Genomic DNA, 15,482 nt, shown 5'->3' with positions numbered 1-15,482 from the left:
GGATGGCCGGCCGCCGTCAGTTCCCCGAGGCGGGGAAACCTAGAACTTCTTGCGCAGGCTGAACTTGTAGGTCCGGCCCAGCGGGTCGCCGGTGAACGGGTCGTAGCCCAGGTCGAGCCGGGCGTAGGACGGGTCCTGGTCGAACAGGTTGGTGATCGCCACCGTCGCCGTCGTCTCGCGCGGCAGCTGCACGCGATAGGCCAGGTCGGTCAGCACCTGGGCGTCGATGGTCTTGCCCTTCGACACCGTCACGGCCGCGCCCGTGGTGTCCTTGTAGGCCCCGGTCGCGAACGGCGCGGTGCGCTGGTCGTCGTACTTGCCGATGTAGTGCACGGTCAGGCGCAGGTTGTGGACGCCCCGGCTCCACTCGGCGAACACGTCGCCCTTCCATTCGGGGATCGGCACGACGGTGGTCTGGTAGTTCAGCAGGCCCACCGCATCGAAGGCCTTCTCGACCACCACGCCCTCGACCGTGGTCGCGCCGACCTCGTACTTCTGCACCCAGGTGGCCGTGCCGCCGACGGCCAGGTCGCCGCCCAGCACGCCGGTGAAGGTGTAGTCGGCCGAGAAGTCGAAGCCCGAGTTCTCCACCGGCGCGCCGTTGATGTAGAAGGTCTTCAGCCGCGCGATGTTGGCCGGCGAGCCGCAGGCGCCGTTGAAGGTGAAGCGCGCCACCAGGGCCGCATAGGCCGGGTCGGCGCAGTTGTTGGCCCCGGCCACCCCGTTCGGATAGATCGCGTTGGTGATGCCGGCCACCGGCTCGGCCACGATCGGGTTTTTGAAGTCGAACCGGAAGTAGTCGACGCTGGCCTTGAAGGCGCCGGCCTTGAACAGCAGGCCCACGTTGTAGGTGTTGGCCTTCTCGGGTTTCAGGTTCGGATTGCCGAAGATGTCGACCGCCCGGAAGACGCCCAGAATGCCCTGCAGCGAGGTCACCGAGGTCGTGGTGGTCAGGGGATCGGGCGGCCCGCGGAAGGTCGAGCCGGCCGAGGCCCGCACCGCCATCCACGGCAGGGCCTGCCAGCGGACCGAGGCCTTGGGATTGAAGGTCGAGCCCACCGCCCCGCCATAGTCCTCGTAGCGCGCCGCCAGTTGGGCCTGCACCGTTTCGGTGATCGGCAGGCTGAGCTCGCCGAAGCCGGCCACGACGTCGCTCTGATTGTCGGACGGCGTGCCCACGCCCAGGAACATGAACGGCCCGTTCCGCGCCGAGCCGGTGCAGGTGGTCACCCCGAAGTCGGGCGTGTTGACGCACGGATTGATCAGGGCGTTGGAGATGTCGTTGTAGGTCGCGGTGAAATAGCTGCGGCGGTACTGCACCCCGGCCGCCCAGGCGATGTCGCCGCCCGGCAGGGTGATGGCCGTCTTGCCGTTCAGCACCGCCTCGGCCACGAACAGTCGCGAGGTCTGCTTGGTCGACAGCTTCTGGAAGAACCAGTCGGTCAGCTCCTTGCTGTTGGCCAGGGTGGACACGTAGCCGGGATTGGCCACGCCGGTGATGGCGTTGCTGGGCAGGGCGCTTGCGAACGGGTTGAAGTACATGCAGCCGCCGACGCCGGGCGTGCCCTGGATGCCGGGGGTCGAAGGGTTGGTGTCGCAATTGGGCCCGCCCAGTCCGCGCAGCGCCAGGGCGTAGCGGTTGACCAGCGTGTCGTAGCCCGTGCGGATGCCCACCTCCTGCGAGTAGGTCACCGCCGCCTCCCAGCCGATGCCGTTGCCGAACTCGCCCTTCAGGTCGGCCGAGACGCGATAGGCGTCGAACGAGCGCGAGCCGATCGACGGGCCGTAGCCGAAGGCCGGGTTGCCGCCGATGCCGAACGGCCGGTTGGCGACGTTCAGCGCGCCGCCGGCGAAGATCGCGCCGGGCACGGTGGTCTGGGCCCCGGTGCCCAGGTTGGTCAGCACGACCGTCGGGTTCCCGGCGATGAAGGCGGCCAGGCCCGGATTGGTCGCCGGCACGAAATAGCGCCCGGCCAGCTGCGGGATCGGCGCCACCTCGGCGGTCGGCACGGCCAGCGCCGCATAGGACGGCGAGGTGTTCCAGTCGGGCACGTCGGTATGGGCGTACAGCGCCTCGACGTGGAACTTGGTGGTCTCGTTCAGTTGAGCGTTGATCTCGCCGTAGACCTGCACGGCGTTGGACTTTTCCACCAGGTTGTCGAACGGCGTGTAGTGCCAGTAGCAGACCGGCGTCAGGCCGCTGAAGCCGGGATAGCCGCCCAGCCCCGCGCACGCCGGATCGCGCATGCCGCTGGTGGTGCTGGCCACGGGGATGAAGCTCGACGGGCTGCCCGCCGCCGACCACCCCGCCTCGGGATTGGACAGGTAGGGCTGGTTGGCCCAGTCGCGTTCGGCCACGCTGAGCTTGGAGCGATGCTGCCAGCCCACGCTGACCAGCATGTCGCCATGATCCCACCGCTTGCCGTAGGTCAGGTTCAGGCCGTAGTCGCCGTCCGAGCCGTCGATGGCGCGGTAGTCAGCCCCGACCTCCAGCCCGTCGACGTTCTTCTTGGTGATGAAGTTGACCACGCCGGCGATGGCGTCGGAGCCGTAGGTCGCCGCCGCCCCGTCCTTCAGCACCTCCAGCCGGCCGATGGCGGCGGCGGGAATGATGTTGGTGTCGACGATGCCGGCCCCGGCCGAGGCCAGCGGGTTGATCGCCAGCCGCCGGCCGTTCAGCAGCACCAGGGTGCGCTGCGAGCCCAGCCCCCGCAGGTTCACCGAGCCCGAGCCCTCCGAGCCCTGGGCCCGGCTGTCGAACTGGTTGGTGTCGCCCAGCACCCCGCTCGACACCGACAGCGACTTGATCAGCTCCACCGTCGAGGGCGAGCCGCGCTTCTGCAGTTCCTCGGCCCCGATCACGTCGACCGGCAGGGCCGCGTCCTCGGGCGTGCCGCGGATGAAGGAGCCGGTGACCACCACCTCCTCGACCTGCGTGCTTTCCTGAGCGCTGGCCGCCCCCGCCGTCGCGGCGAGCGCCGCCGCCAGCGCGCAGGCCGAGCCCGCGCGCAGATAGGTCTTCCTAGTCATTCTTCCCTCTCCCGGTCTGTCTCTTCTTTTTCGGAGCGCTTGGGCGAGGACGGATCTCTCTCAGGTCTCGGCGAAATCCTCCGCGCGCGACGACGCCGCACGGCCGCCCGCCGCGCCATGGTCACGCTTTTCGAATTTGGAAGATGCGAACATGAATGCCGACAACCTTGGGATCCCCCTCTCGCCGGATACTTTGTACGCAAAGCTTTTCAACTGCTCGACCTCTGGGCGAGCCGCCTCGCCGGCAAGAGTCGAACGAATGTTTCGATGATTGAGTATGTTTTTCGAAAACGTCAACCGCCCGTAGCCGCGCGGCAATGAAAGCGCCCCTCGACCAGGATCGAAAAACCGTCGCGTCTGACTGCCAGGCTGCTGACAAATTTGGGTGGTCGCCGTGCGAGCAAAGAGGCGGCCGTCCTACGTAGTGACCGCAACCATGGGAGAATCCGCTTACGTCTTGGCGAGACGGGCTTTTTTCTTGTGGGTAGTCGCCCTAATTGAGCGAACGACGGTCCAGTTCGTCCGTTATGGGGCGGTCGTCCGGAAGTGGGGTAGGTTCTTGATGAGTTTCGACGCGACCGCCGATCGCCGACGCCCGGCCGCGCGCCTGATCGCGCTCGGCGGCGCGGGCCTTGCCGCCCTGGCCCTGGCCGGCTGCAACGCCACCGCGCCCCGCACGCCCGACACCCGCCTGCCCGCCGCCTTCGAGGCCCCGGCCGGAGCGCCCCTGCCCGCCGCCGCCCTCGACCAGTGGTGGACGCAGTTCAACGATCCGCAGCTGAACGGCCTGATCGCCACGGCGCTGGAGAAGAGCCCCGACGCCCGCAGCGCCGCGGCCGTGCTGGAAGAGGCCCGCGCCGTCCGCAAGGGCCAGATCCGCCAGCTGTTCATCCCGTCGGGCCAGATCAAGGGCGCGGCCAGCCGCCAGCACACCGACATCCTCGACCAGAGCGGCCAGGGCTTCACGCTGGGCGGCGACACCGACAACTACAGCGCCGGCTTCGACGTCTCGTGGGAGCTCGATTATCTGGGCCGCCGCAAGGCCGGCCTGCAGGTGGTCAATAACGACCTGGCCGCCGCCCGCTTCGCCTATGAGGGCGCCCGCGCCGCGCTGGCCGCCAACGTCGCCCAGTCGTATTTCGAGGCCAAGGGCCTGGCCGTGCAGCTGGAAGACGCCCGCCAGAGCGCCCGCATAAGCCAGGGCCTGCTGGACCTCGCCGCCGAAAAGGCCCGCCGCGGTCTGTCGGCGGGATCGGAGGCCGACAGCGCCGCCGCCACCCTCGCCCAGTCGGAAGCGCAGGCGGCCGACCTCGAAGGCCAGCTGCAGGCCGCCCGCCGCAGCCTGCTGATCCTGGTCGGGCGCGGGATCGACCCGCTGGCCAGCCTCACCGTCGACGCCGCCCTGGCGCAGCCGCCGGCGATCCCCGCGGCCGTGCCCGGCGAGCTGCTGGCCCGCCGTCCCGACGTGCGCGAGGCCCAGGCGCGCCTGGCCTCGGCGGCCGGCAACCTCAAGGTCAACCAGAAGGCCCTGTTCCCGACCTTCACCCTGACGCCCGGCGTCGGCTGGGCCAAGAGCGTCTCGCCCGCCTTCAACTTCGGCCAGGGCGGCGCCGGGGGCGGCACGGTCTCGACCACCACCGGAACCTGGACGCTGGGCGGCAACGTCTCGATCCCGCTGCTCAACATCCCCCAGTTGCTGGCCGAGATCGACGCCCAGGACGCCCGCACCGAACAGGCCGCCGTCGCCTACGAGAAGTCGGTGCAGACCGCCTATGGCGAGGCCGAGAACGCCATGGCCCAGCTGGCGTCCGACCAGCGCCGCGTCACCCTGCTGAAGGCCGGCGAGGCCCGCGCGGCCAACGCCTACGCCGCCAGCCGCAAGGGCTACGCCGCCGGCCTCACCGACCAGACCACCAACCTGCAGAACGAGCAGAGCTGGCGCACCGCCCGCACCGCCCTGACCGGCGCCCAGACCCAGGCCCTGCTGCGCGCGGTGCAGACCTACAAGGCGCTGGGCGGCGGCTGGTCTCCGGACACGCCCGCGCCCCTGCCTCCACGGGCCGCCAGCCAGCCCGCCGAAACCGCTTCCGAACGCGCCTCGCGATGAGAACCCAAGCCATGACGATGACTTCCGCCCGCGCGCTCGCCCTGCTGACCGCGTCCGCCCTGGCCCTGACCGCGTGCGGCGGCAAGGACAAGGAAAAGGCCGCCCCAGCCAGCCAGGCCCGCGCCGTCAGCGTCGGCCAGATCGAGACCCGCCCGCTGGGCGGCGGCATCGAGGCCTCCGGCGTGCTGCTGGCCCGTGACGAGGCCGTGGTCGGCTCGGAACTGTCGGGCTATCGCGTCGCCCGCATCTACGCCGACGAGGGCGACTACGTCCGCGCCGGCCAGCCGCTGGTGCAGCTGGACGCCACCCTGCTGCGCGCCCAGATCGACCAGCAGGCCGCCGTCGCCGCCCAGGCCCAGGCCGAGGCCGCCCGCGTCTCCGGCCTCGACGGCCAGGGCGTGCTGAGCCAGGAACAGATCGAGAGCCGCCGCTACACCGCCAAGGCCCAGGCCGCCTCGCTGAACGAGCTGAAGACCCGCCAGAGCCGCATGACCATCGTCGCCCCGGTCGGCGGCCGGGTCATCGAGCGCGGCGTCAAGCCGGGCGAGATCTCCGGCGGCGGCACGACGCCGTGGTTCCGCATCGTCCGCGACGGCCTCGTCGAGCTGGAAGCCGACGTCAACGAGCAGGACCTGGCCGGCCTGTCGGTGGGCCAGCCGGCCACCGTCACCCTGCCCGGCGGCCACCAGGTCTCCGGCGCCATCCGCCTGGTCAGCCCGCGCGTCAACGCCGATACCCGCCTCGGCAAGGTCCGCATTCGCCTGCCGGTGCGCGAGGACCTGCGGGCCGGCGGCTTCGGCAAGGCGACCTTCGGCGCCTCGGGCGCCGCGGTCACCGCAGTGCCGGAAAGCGCCATCCGCTACGACGCCTCGGGCCTGTCGGTGGTCACCGTCGATGCGAACAACCGCGCCAAGCAGGTTCCCGTGCGCACCGGCCGCCGCGGCGGCGGCTGGGTCGAACTGGTCCAGGGTCCGCCCGCCGGCACGCGCGTGATCATCGGCTCGGCCGCCTTCGCCGGCGACGGCGACCTGGTGAAGCCCCAGCCCGTCCAGGCCGCCCAGAAGGCCGCCAACTGATGTCCGAGCTTCGCATCTCAGCCTGGTCGATCAGGAACCCGATCCCCGTCGCGGTCCTGTTCATCGCCCTGATCATCGCCGGCGTCGGGGCCTATCTGTCGCTGCCGGTCAAGCAGTTCCCGAACGTCACCTTCCCGGCCGTGACCGTCTCGGTCACCCAGAGCGGCGCGGCGCCCGGCGAGCTGGAGACCCAGGTCACCCGCCCCATCGAGGACGCGGTCTCGGGCATCTCCAACATCAAGACCATCCGCTCGTCCGTCACCCAGGGCGCCTCGACCACCACCATCGAATTCGAGCTCGGCGAAGACCTGCAGAAGGTCACCGACGAGGTGCGCTCCAAGGTCGACCAGGCCCGCGCCAGCCTGCCCAAGGAGATCGACGAGCCGATCGTCCAGCGGCTCGAGATCGACAGCGCCCCGATCATCACCTACGCCGTCTCGGCCCCGGCGATGAGCACGGCCGAACTGTCGTGGTTCGTCGACGACACCGTCACCCGCGCCCTGCAGGGCGAAAAGGGCGTGGCCCAGGTGGCCCGCGTCGGCGGCGCCGAGCGCGAGATCAACGTCATCATCGACCCGGCCCGCATGGCCGCCTTCGGGGTGACGGCGCCGCAGCTGAACCAGGCCCTGGCCAATTTCAGCCTCGACGCGCCCGGCGGCCGGGCCACGGTCGGCGGCCGCGAGCAGACCCTGCGGGTGCTGGGCGCGGCCAACACGCTCGACCAGCTCAAGCAGATCACCATCCCCGTCGGCTCGCGCTACGTGAAGCTGACCGACGTGGCCGATGTCGGCCAGGGCGCCGGCGAGGAGCGCGGCTTCGCCCGCCTCGACGGCAAGCCGGTCGTGGCCTTCCAGGTGATGAAGACCCGCGAGTCCAGCGACGTGCAGGTCGAGGACCGCGTGAAGGCCGCCGTCCTGGCGCTTGAGGCCAAGACCAAGGGCGTCGCCTTCACCAAGATCTACTCCACCGTCGACGAGACCCGCGCCAGCTTCAAGGCCACCGAGCACACCCTGCTGGAAGGCATGCTGCTGGCCTCGCTGGTGGTGTTCCTGTTCCTGCGCGAATGGCGCGCCACCCTGATCACCGCCATCGCCATGCCGGTGTCGCTGATCCCGACCTTCGCCTTCATGGCCATGGTCGGCTTCTCGCTGAACGTCGTCACCCTGCTGGCCCTGACCCTGGTCATCGGCATCCTGGTCGACGACGCCATCGTCGAGATCGAGAATATCGAGAAACGGGTCTCCAAGGGCGAGCGGCCCTACCAGGCCGCCATGGAAGGCGCCGACGCCATCGGCCTGGCGGTCGTGGCCACCACCTTCACCATCGTCGCGGTGTTCGTGCCGGTGTCGTACATGCCCGGCATCCCCGGCCAGTTCTTCAAGGAGTTCGGCCTGACCGTCGCGGTCTCGGTGCTGTTCTCGCTGGTCGTGGCCCGCCTGCTGACCCCGCTGCTGGCCGCCTACTTCCTCAAGCCGTCGAAGGACCCGCACCCGCGCAAGCCGTTCGAGGGCTTCTATCGCAAGAGCCTCGACTGGGCCCTGGACCACCGGATCATCAGCTTCATCCTCGGCGGCGCCCTGACCGTCGGCTCGCTGGTCGGCGCCGGCTTCCTGGCCTCGATCGGCGTGCTGGCCGTCGGCTTCCAGCCGCCCGGCAACGCCAACTACTACTACATCAAGCTGCAGGGCCCGCCCGGCGCGACCGTCACCGACATGGACCGCACCGTCCAGGCCGTGACCAGGATGTTCAAGGCCCGCCCCGAGACTGAGCACGTCTTCGTCCAGGTCGGCTCCAACATCGCCAGCGGCTTCGGCGGCCAGAGCGGCGCCGACGTCCGCGACGGCACCGTCACCGTCGTCCTCAAGGGCGACCGCAAGCTGACCGTGACCGAGATTAAGCAGGAGATCCGCGCCGGCCTGCGCGACATTCCCGACGCCCGGGTCAACCTGCAGAGCGACTGGGGCTCGGCCGACATCCAGAACATCCTCACCTCCGAGGATGGCGAGGCTCTCGACAAGGCGGCCCTGCAGATCGAGCGCGAGATGCGTTCGCTGAAGACCGTGGCCGATCCCCGCCCCTCCTCGCCGCCCAGCGGCCCGGAGATCGTCATCCGGCCGCGCGCCGACGAGGCCGCCCGCCTGGGCGTCAGCGTCGCCGACATCGCCGCCATCGCCCGCGTGGCCACGGTGGGCGACATTGACGCCAACGTCGCCAAGATGACCCAGGGCGAGCGCCGCATCCCGATCCGCATCCGCCTGCCCGACGGCGCGCGCTCGGACCTGGCGGCGATCGGCGCCCTGCAGGTGCCCACCGCCAGCGGCGGCGTCACCCGCCTCGACAGCGTCGCCGACATCGACTTCCAGGCCGGTCCGGCCAAGATCGACCGCTTCGGCCGCAAGCGGCAGCTGACCATCGAGGGCGACCTCAACGGCGGCGCCCAGCTGGGCCAGGCCCTGGCCGAGATCAACGAACTGCCGTCGATGAAGCAGATGCCCGCCGGCGTCACCCCGGCCTCGGCCGGCGACCAGGAGGCGTTCTCCGAGCTGTTCAGCGGCTTCGCCGTCGCCATCCTGTCGGCGATCGGCCTGGTGTTCGGCGTGCTGGTCCTGCTGTTCCGCAGCTTCTTCAAGCCGATCACCATCATCTCAGCCCTGCCGCTGGCCATCAGCGGCGCCCTGGTGGCCCTGGTGGTCTGCGGTCAGCCGCTGTCGATGCCGTCGCTGATCGGCTTCCTGATGCTGATGGGCCTGGCGGCCAAGAACTCGATCCTGCTGGTCGAGTACGCCATCGAGCAGGAGCGCGCCGGCATGACCCAGCGCGAGGCCCTGATCGACGCCTGCCACGAACGCGCCCGCCCGATCGTCATGACCACCCTGGCCATGATGGCCGGCATGCTGCCCACCGCCCTGGGCCTGGGCCAAGGCTCTGAGTTCCGCCAGCCCATGGCCGTGGCCGTGATCGGCGGCCTGATCACCTCGACCATCCTGTCGCTGGTGCTGGTGCCGGTGGTCTACGAGGTCATCGACGACTTCGAGCGCTGGATCACCCCCAAGCTCTCGCGCCTGACCACCCCGCGCGAAGCCCCGGGGGCTGCGGCCTCGCCGGTCGATCGGCTGTAATCGAACCTCCCCCTGTGGGGGAGGTTCCTTCAGGCCAACACCGTCGTCTCCGGGCCGACCACTCCGCCGCAGGCCGCGCAGCGCACCTCCGCTTCCAGCCGCTGGCCGCACGGCGTGTGGGTCAGCACCTCCGGCGGCCCTTCCGGCCCGGCCAGCCAGCGGTCGCCCCAGGCCATCAGCGCCACGATCAGCGGGAACAGCTCCCGCCCCTCGTCGGTCAGCCGGTACTCCCAGCGCTCGGGCCGCTCCTGGTAGCGCACGCGGTCCAGCACCCCCAGGCTCACCAGCCGCGCCAGCCGGTCCGACAGGATGTTGCTGGCCGCGCCCAGTTCGGACTGCAGGTCGGCGAACCGGCGCAGGCCGTAAAAGCTGGCGGCGACCAGATGCGAGGTCCAGCGGTCGCCCAGCACGGCGATGGCCCGTTCGGCCACCGGCGGGATCCCGCCCTCGCTCTCGACGATCGAACGCCGCTGGGCCCTGGGTCCCGGCGCAGGATCCAGCCCCGCCCCCGGTCCCGGCGCGACGGTCGTGTTGCGCGCGGTCACCGCCTGCCCGCAGGCCTTGCAGGCCAGCTGCGCCAACAGCTCGCAGCCGCAGGTGCGGTGCATGACGCGATGGGCCGGATCGCTGGATGTAGCGCTGCGCTTCTGGTCCCAGCGCAGGATCATCAGCGCCGCATCGAACAGGTCCAGCCCCTTGGCGGTCAGGTGATAGCCGTGCCGCACGGGCCGCTCCTGGTAGGGCCGGCGCGCCAGGACCCCCGCGCCTTCCAGCCGGCCCAGCCGGTCGGTCAGCAGCGAGCGGGCCATGCCCGTGTGGGCCACGAAGCCGTCGAATCGGCTGACGCCACGGAACGCCGCGTACAGCACCAGCAGCGTCCAGCGATCGCCGATGAGGTTCAGCGCCCGCGCCGCCGAACTGGCGCGCACCATGCGGAAACTGTGGTTTTCGGGCGACATCTTCCCCTTGGTGCGAGCGTTCGCGGCCGCCTGTCAATCTTGACCGATTGCCTCGCCCTTCCGTAACTTTTATAACGAGACTAACAAGAGCGGGGACGGGTAATCTCGCCGGCGCGGAGGCAGCCATGGTCTACATCCTGGGGGGATGGCAGAGCGACTTCTCCGCGAACTGGTCGCGCCAGGGCTGGGGCCTGGCCGACGCGTTTGGCGAGGCGGTGGCGCAGGGACTTGCGGCCACCGGCCTCGCCCCTTCCGACATCGAGACCGGCCACGTCGGCAACTTCGCCGGCGAGCTGTTCGCGGGCCAGGGCCTGCTGGGCGGCTTCTTCGGCCTCGTCCACACCGACCTCGACGGCCTGCCGACCATGCGCCACGAAGCCGCCTGCGCCTCGGGCAGCATCGCCATCCTGGCCGCCGCCGCCGAGATCGAGGCCGGCCGCTACGGCCTGTCCTGCGTCGTCGGCATCGAGCAGATGCGCAACGTCCCCGGCCAGCAGGCCGCCGCCAACCTGGGCGCCGCCGCCTGGACCGGCCACGAGTTCCAGGACGCCCGCTTCCTGTGGCCCGCCGCCTTCTCCGATCTGGCCGAGGTCTACGACCAGCGCTTCGGCCTGCGCTACGAGCACCTGATGGCGATCTCGGAACAGAACTTCGCCAACGCCCGCCGCAACCCCAACGCCCAGACCCGCGACTGGCGCTTCGCCCCCGAGGCCTTCACCGCCGACGACGTCGCCAATCCGGTGGTCGAGGGCCGCACCCGCAAGCAGGACTGCGGCCAGGTCACCGACGGCACGGCGGTGCTGTTCCTGGCCTCGCCCGAGCGCGCCAAGGCCTATGCCGACGCCCGCGGGTTCCCGCTGGAGCTCCTGCCGCGCATCAAGGGCTGGGGCCACCGCTCGGCCCCCATCCCCCTCGACCGCAAGCTGGCGGCGAGCCGTGAGGGCGGTCACGTCTTCCCGCAGGTGCGCCGCGCCGTCGAGGACGCCCGCGCCCGGGCCGGGATCGCCCACCTGTCGGACATCCACGCCATCGAGACCCACGACTGCTTCGCCATCACCCAGTACATGGCCATCGACCATCTGGGCCTGACCGCGCCGGGCCAGGCCTGGAAGGTGATCGAGGCCGGCGACACCAGCATCGACGGCAAGCTGCCGATCAATCCGTCCGGCGGCCTGATCGGCGCCGGTCATCCGGTCGGCGCGACGGGAGTGCGCATGGCCCTGGACGCCTTCAAGCAGACGACGGGAACGGCCGGCGACTATCAGGTGGGCGACGCCCGCACCGTCCAGACCCTCAACATCGGCGGCTCGACCACCACCACGGTCAGCCTGGTGATCGGAACCTGACATGCTGCAGATCCTGCTGGTCGACGCCGCCGTCTCGGCCGCCGCCTTCCTGGCGCTGTGGCTGGTCAGCTTGCGGATCCGCGACGTCAGCTTCATCGACGCCTGGTGGGGGCTGGGCATGGGGCTGATCGCCTGGACCGCCTTCCTGCAGGGCCCGCCCACGCCGCGCGGCATGCTGCTGACGACGATCTGCACCGTCTGGGCCTTGCGCCTGGGCGGCTACCTGTTGTGGCGCTGGCGCAAGCACGGCGCTGACCGCCGCTACGTCGCCATGCTGGCCCATGCCGAGAAGGAACGCGGCTGGAGCTTCGCCAAGACCTCGCTGCTGCTGGTCTTTTCCCTGCAGTACGCCATGCAGTTCGTCGTCGCCCTGCCGGTGCAGCTGGGCCAGGCTCCCGGACCGCTCGGCCCGCTGGCCTTCGCGGGCGCGGCCCTGGCGGTGCTCGGCATCCTCTTCGAGACCGTCGGCGACGCCCAGCTCGTCGCTTTCAAGGCCGATCCAGCCAACGCCGGCAAGGTGATGGACAAGGGCCTGTGGCGCTACACCCGCCACCCCAACTATTTCGGCGACGCCTGCACCTGGTGGGGCCTCTTCCTGATCGCCGCCGAGGCCTTGCCCTGGGGGCCGCTGTCGATGATCGGCCCGGCCCTTCTGACCTTCACCCTGATCCGCTGGAGCGGCGTGCCCACTACCGAAGGCCGCCTGAAGAAGACCCGCCCCGACTACGCGGCCTATGTGGCGCGGACGTCCGGGTTCGTGCCGTGGTTTCCGAAAACCAACCCTCTCCCATAGGGAGAGGAAGGGGCCCATGGCAAAGCCATGGGAGGGTGAGGGGTTAGGAACCCTGGCCGCCTTGCCCGAGATCGCACCGGCACGCCGGCCGACGTCCTAACCCCTCATCCTCCCACGCCTACGGCGCGGGCCCCTCCTTCTCCCTCTGGGAGAAGGGTCAAAGGAGCGCCCTCCCTATGGGAGCGGTTTCAGTTCGGACCGCCCCGCCCAGACGCTGTGCGTGCCGCTGCTGATCTTGTGCGGCAGCGCGATACGGCAGGCGGTCTCCATCGTCCGCGCGTCCACCACCAGGCACTCCGACGCGCCCGTGTTCTCGTCGATGATGAAGCTGACCAGCCAGCCGTCGTCCTCGGCGATCGCCCCCGGCCGGCCTGCGAACGGCGCCTCGCTGGCGTAGCGGCCCTGCGGCAGCTTCAGGCTCCAGCTCTCGCCCGTGACCAGGTCGTGCTTGACGAAGCCGTCGAACAGGAACCAGCCGGGCCTGGCCGTCGTCGAGTAGGCATAGCGATAGGGCTTGCCGGCGAAGGCCTGGTTGAACATGCCGAACTCCAGCACCCGGTCATCCAGCCGCTGCTCGACCGTCTGCCCCGTCGCCAGGTTGAACCGCCAGCGATGGAGCTTCGGCCGAAAGCTGTGTTCGTCCAGATAGGCCATCAGGTGGGCGTATTGTTCGGGCGCATCGGCCAGCGGGCGGGGCGTCGGGTTCTCCTGGAAATAGCCGTCGACCACCACCTCGTCGCCCTCCTCGTAGGCGTTGAGGAAGTGCAGCACATAGGTCGGCGCGGCCTCGAACCAGCGCGGTTCGCCGCCCTTCCGAGGCACCAGGGCGAAGCGCGACGGCAGGCCCTTGTGCAGGCGCACCGCGTGGATGTCGCGCTCCAGCAGGCCTGCGTCCCAGAACACCGGCAGGTCGTTGAGGATCGCCCAGTTCTGGCTGAACGCCATGTCGTGCGGCAGGCGCGGCCCCGGCAGCGGCACGGGCTGGTAGACCGTCCGCCGCCCCGAGGCGTCGACCACGCCGTAATGCATGTAGGGCGCGTGCTTGGAGTAGTTGAAGAACAAGAGCTCGCCGGTCGCCGGGTCGACCTTGGCGTGGGCCGACACCCCGTCCAGCGGCGCCCACGGAGCCGGCCCCAGCGTCTCCAGGGTCAGCGGATCCAGCCGATAGGCCTCGCCGCACTGGTAGAAGGTGGCGATCGCCTCGCCGGCGTGGACGATGATGTCGGTGCTGGCGGTGTCCTTCAGCGCCCCGTGCGCGCCGAAGCCGGGCCGCAGCGACACGCCCGGCCCGTCGGCCAGCCCACCCCACAGGCTCTGGCCCGCCTCCTGCTCGGCCTCGAAGCCGCGGGTGCGGATGAAGCGGTTGCGATAGCGCGCCTGGCCGTCCCGGAATTCGATCTGGTGGACCATGCCGTCGCCGTCGAACGGATGGTAGCGGCCCAGGGGCTCATGCGCCGGGTTCTCGGTGTTGCGCAGATAGACCCCGTCCAGCTCGCGCGGGATCGCCCCCTCCAGCACCACCAGGTCCTCGGCGTCGAGCTCCTCGTGCTGCGGCGTCCAGGCGCCGGTCATGTAGGGATGGTCGGTGACCCGAAGCGAGGTCTTCACCGGCGGTTGGCGTGCGATCTTCATGCCGTCCTCCCCAGGCTGGCCCGGGGAAGCTTAGACCGTCAGTCTCGTTATGCAAGCACCTTCACCGAACGACGATTGCTGCGCCGCAAACAAAAGAAAGGCCCGCGAGCCGAAGCGCGCGGGCCATTTCCTCGAGGCGCCCCGAAAACGGAGCGACCGCAGCCGAATTACAGGGCGGCGCGGTTCTTGTAGGCCGAAACGGCCAGAGCGATGAGGCTCAGCATGGCAAATCCAGTCATCTTGCATCGCCGGGACCGGATCGCCCCGACGCCGGTCATATAAGATGACAACGTTGTCAAATCAAGGCCGCATGCTGCGACGCAACAACGCATGAAACACCCTCTCCCAGAGGGAGAGGGAGGGGCCCAGGCGAAGCCTGGGAGGGTGAGGGGTTACGCCGCCAACCGGCGTGCCGGCACGCCGTCGACCGTCCCTAACCCCTCATCCGACCTGCTTCGCAGGCTGCCTTCTCCCTCCAGGGAGAAGGGGTTCATGAGCTCCTCGCCTCCTCGCCCATGAACACCACCTTGGCCCCTTTCTCGACCGCCTTGCCCAGTTGGGCCGCGTCCCAGTTGGTCAGGCGCACGCAGCCGTGAGAGGCGCGCTTGTTGACCAGCTTGGGGTCGGGCGTGCCGTGGATGCCGTAGGTGTCCTTGGTCAGGTCGATCCAGGTGCCGCCCACCGGGTTGTTCGGCCCGGCCTTGATGGTCAGCTTGCCCTTGGGCTTGCCGAAGGTCAGGCGCGAGGGGTCGTAGGTGTAGGTCGGCCGCGGCGCGACGGTGTTGACCGCCAGTTCGCCGCTCGGGGCCGGACGCTCGGTGCTGCCCACCGTGGCCGGATAGACCGCCTGCAGCACGTCCTGGGCGTCGAAGGCCCGCACCTGGCCGATCGACTTGTCGATCTCGATCCGCGTTACCCGCGCCGGCAGGTCGGCCGGGCCCAGGGCGGCCACCGCGATGCGGGTTCCGGCCTTGGTGAAGTCGGCCCCGGGGTTCAGCGCCTGCAGCAGCGCCTCGTCCATGTGGAACCGCTCGGCCAGGGCCTCCAGCGGGCTCGTGTAGGAAAGAGCCGGCAGTCTGGCCATCGCCTCGTAGTCGTCCTTGGGGATCGACTTCACGAACGGCCCCGCCACGTCCTGCGCCGTGATCACGTAGTCGGTCAGCACCGGACCGCCGTCGGCCTCGATCAGCGCCTTCCACAGGTCCGGCGTCACCTGGCCGTCGACGGTGAGGCCCCGGGCCTGCTGGAAGGCCTCGATGGCCAGCCGCAGGTTCGTGCCCGTCACCCCGTCGATCGAACCCGGCGAGAACCTCGCCCGGTCGAGCAGCACCTGCACCCGAACCAGCGACGGCGCAATCATCGACGGATCGGCCGGCGGCGCGTCCTGGGGTCCCGCCGCCTCGACGGCCTGGGCCAGCGG

Annotated in this window: 8 protein-coding genes and 1 pseudogene; 5 read left to right on the top strand and 4 right to left on the bottom strand. The window is 70.1% G+C overall.

Going from position 1 to position 15,482, the window contains the following annotated elements; translation table 11 throughout:
* Positions 1 to 39 precede the first annotated feature (39 nt).
* A pseudogene (locus AC1DCG_RS04490) lies at positions 40 to 3,348 on the bottom strand (TonB-dependent receptor).
* A gap of 244 nt (positions 3,349 to 3,592) precedes the next feature.
* Here AC1DCG_RS04490 and AC1DCG_RS04485 point away from each other — a divergent pair.
* From AC1DCG_RS04485 to AC1DCG_RS04475, 3 genes are read left to right on the top strand one after another with little or no spacing between them, the layout of a single operon-like run.
* Positions 3,593 to 5,137, top strand: a complete 1,545-nt coding sequence (locus tag AC1DCG_RS04485) for an efflux transporter outer membrane subunit (RefSeq protein ID WP_477027837.1) — start codon at positions 3,593 to 3,595, stop codon at positions 5,135 to 5,137.
* An 11-nt stretch (positions 5,138 to 5,148) separates the two neighbouring features.
* A complete protein-coding gene (locus AC1DCG_RS04480) occupies positions 5,149 to 6,213 on the top strand; it encodes an efflux RND transporter periplasmic adaptor subunit (protein ID WP_477027836.1) in 1,065 nt (354 codons plus the stop codon).
* On the top strand, positions 6,213 to 9,332 hold the full coding sequence (locus AC1DCG_RS04475) for an efflux RND transporter permease subunit (protein WP_477027835.1): 3,120 nt from the start codon (positions 6,213 to 6,215) through the stop codon (positions 9,330 to 9,332). Before AC1DCG_RS04480 ends, AC1DCG_RS04475 begins: the two co-directional genes overlap by 1 nt.
* 29 nt (positions 9,333 to 9,361) lie before the next feature.
* Here the strand turns inward: AC1DCG_RS04475 and AC1DCG_RS04470 are convergent, their stop codons facing one another.
* Complete coding sequence (locus AC1DCG_RS04470) at positions 9,362 to 10,291, bottom strand: winged helix-turn-helix transcriptional regulator (RefSeq protein WP_477027834.1); 930 nt, start codon at positions 10,289 to 10,291, stop codon at positions 9,362 to 9,364.
* Between the two features lie 125 nt (positions 10,292 to 10,416).
* Between AC1DCG_RS04470 and AC1DCG_RS04465 the strand changes: the two genes are divergently transcribed.
* Positions 10,417 to 11,637, top strand: coding sequence for an acetyl-CoA acetyltransferase (locus AC1DCG_RS04465; protein ID WP_477027833.1), 1,221 nt, complete (start codon positions 10,417 to 10,419; stop codon positions 11,635 to 11,637).
* A 1-nt stretch (position 11,638) separates the two neighbouring features.
* Complete coding sequence (locus AC1DCG_RS04460; RefSeq protein WP_477027832.1) at positions 11,639 to 12,430, top strand: DUF1295 domain-containing protein; 792 nt, start codon at positions 11,639 to 11,641, stop codon at positions 12,428 to 12,430.
* Between the two features lie 174 nt (positions 12,431 to 12,604).
* Here the strand turns inward: AC1DCG_RS04460 and AC1DCG_RS04455 are convergent, their stop codons facing one another.
* Complete coding sequence (locus tag AC1DCG_RS04455) at positions 12,605 to 14,062, bottom strand: carotenoid oxygenase family protein (RefSeq protein ID WP_477036813.1); 1,458 nt, start codon at positions 14,060 to 14,062, stop codon at positions 12,605 to 12,607.
* Positions 14,063 to 14,552: 490 nt separating this feature from the next.
* Positions 14,553 to 15,482 (bottom strand): L,D-transpeptidase family protein (locus tag AC1DCG_RS04450; RefSeq protein WP_477041391.1); only part of this gene is annotated, 930 nt, incomplete at its 5' end.

The organism is Caulobacter sp. 10L414, from assembly GCF_056395525.1.
The sequence above is the reverse complement of the archived record's forward strand: the minus strand, read 5'-3'. Positions and strand labels throughout refer to the sequence as shown.

What these genes read in the sequence shown, in the direction of transcription:
- AC1DCG_RS04485 (WP_477027837.1), top strand. Translation starts at nt 3,593, where the DNA reads ATGAGTTTCGACGCGACCGCCGATCGCCGACGCCCGGCCGCGCGCCTG.
- AC1DCG_RS04480 (WP_477027836.1), top strand. Translation starts at nt 5,149, where the DNA reads ATGACGATGACTTCCGCCCGCGCGCTCGCCCTGCTGACCGCGTCCGCC.
- AC1DCG_RS04475 (WP_477027835.1), top strand. Translation starts at nt 6,213, where the DNA reads ATGTCCGAGCTTCGCATCTCAGCCTGGTCGATCAGGAACCCGATCCCC.
- AC1DCG_RS04470 (WP_477027834.1), bottom strand. Translation starts at nt 10,291, where the DNA reads ATGTCGCCCGAAAACCACAGTTTCCGCATGGTGCGCGCCAGTTCGGCG.
- AC1DCG_RS04465 (WP_477027833.1), top strand. Translation starts at nt 10,417, where the DNA reads ATGGTCTACATCCTGGGGGGATGGCAGAGCGACTTCTCCGCGAACTGG.
- AC1DCG_RS04460 (WP_477027832.1), top strand. Translation starts at nt 11,639, where the DNA reads ATGCTGCAGATCCTGCTGGTCGACGCCGCCGTCTCGGCCGCCGCCTTC.
- AC1DCG_RS04455 (WP_477036813.1), bottom strand. Translation starts at nt 14,062, where the DNA reads ATGAAGATCGCACGCCAACCGCCGGTGAAGACCTCGCTTCGGGTCACC.